This window comes from Streptomyces sp. NPDC006739 (assembly GCF_042869815.1).
GTDB lineage: Bacteria > Actinomycetota > Actinomycetes > Streptomycetales > Streptomycetaceae > Streptomyces.
The window spans coordinates 1-1,220 of record NZ_JBIAGM010000099.1 but is presented as its reverse complement, the minus strand read 5'-3'; the positions used below and the strand labels follow the sequence as shown (position 1 = coordinate 1,220).

Sequence of the window (1,220 nt, the reverse complement as noted above, 5' to 3'; positions counted from 1 at the left end):
CTAGTGCTGGATTCCTCTTTCTCGGGGTATATATCCAGGTGGCGGGGTGTTTCGGGTGCTCGGGGGCGGGTGCGGGACGGTGGTGTTACGGGCACGGCCAGGCCGTGATGAGGATGAGCGGGCAGTGGTGGGTCGGCTGTCGCGGGCGCGGAAGGCGCCGCTGGATGTGGTGATGCGGGCCCGGATGGTCGAGCTGAGCTGGAACGGGCTGCGGGTGCCGGCGATCGCGGAGGAGCTGGGCTGCGGCCAGAAGACCGTGCGGCGTTGGCTGCACCGCTTCAACCGCTCCGGTCTGGACGGACTGGAGGATCGGGGCGGGCAGGGCCGCAAGCGGCGGATCACCGAGGCAGAACGGTCCCGGATCATCGCCTTGGTCAAGCAGGTGCCCCCCGGGAGGCTGGAGGTGCAGCCCGGAGGGGATCTGTGGGCCGCGGACGAGTCGGGGCCGGCTGAGTGGACACTGGACTCCCTGGCCGCACAGGCCAGGCAGTTGGGAATCGAGGTCGGCCGCTCCCAGGTCCGCAGAATCCTGCTGGCCGAGGGTGTGCGCTGGCGCCGTACCCGGTCCTGGACCCGCTCGAAGGACCCTGATTTCGCGGGAAAAGGACGCGGATCATCGGCCTCTACACCCAGCCGCCCGACGGCGCGACGGTCATCTGCGCCGACGAGCTCGGGCCGGTGATCCCCCGCGCCTTCCCGCCCGCACCGGGCTGGTCACCGGACGGGCACCGCATCAAATCCGAGATCGACTACAGCCGTGGACCGGAGAAGACCTGGGTCTACGGGGGCTTACGTGTCCGGGACGGCCAGCAGATCACCATGGCCGCTTCCTCCCGCAACAGCGTCTTCTACCAGCAGTTCCTGCAGTTGGTCGAGGACGCCAACCCGGCTGGCGAGATCTGGGTCGTCACCGACAACCTGTCCTCCCACAACAGCCTGTCCACCCGGACCTGGCTGGAGGACCACCCCCGGATCCACCACGCGTTCATCCCGGTCGGCGCGTGCTGGCTGAACCTGCAGGAAGGCTGGTGGCGGATCTTCCGCAAGACCGCGCTGGCAGGGCGGTCCTTCGCCAACCCCGACGACATCGCCCAGGCGACAGCCGTGGCCACACAGCAGCTCAACGCCCGTGCCAGAGCGTGGGTCTGGGGCCGGCCAGCCCCACCCACCCGCCAACTACGACGCCGATATGTGTACATCCAATGAGGAATCCAGCACTA

At 68.6% G+C, this 1,220-nt stretch carries 2 protein-coding genes; both read left to right on the top strand.

Annotated elements, in window-relative coordinates; all coding sequences use genetic code 11:
* The first annotated feature begins 127 nt into the window (after positions 1-127).
* Positions 128-682: a helix-turn-helix domain-containing protein gene (locus ACFYMM_RS44435; protein ID WP_388398588.1), complete on the top strand. Its 555-nt coding sequence runs from the start codon at positions 128-130 to the stop codon at positions 680-682.
* Positions 679-1,206, top strand: a complete 528-nt coding sequence (locus ACFYMM_RS44430; protein ID WP_388398586.1) for a transposase — start codon at positions 679-681, stop codon at positions 1,204-1,206. The genes ACFYMM_RS44435 and ACFYMM_RS44430 overlap by 4 nt, the downstream gene beginning before the upstream one ends.
* Positions 1,207-1,220: the final 14 nt, after the last annotated feature.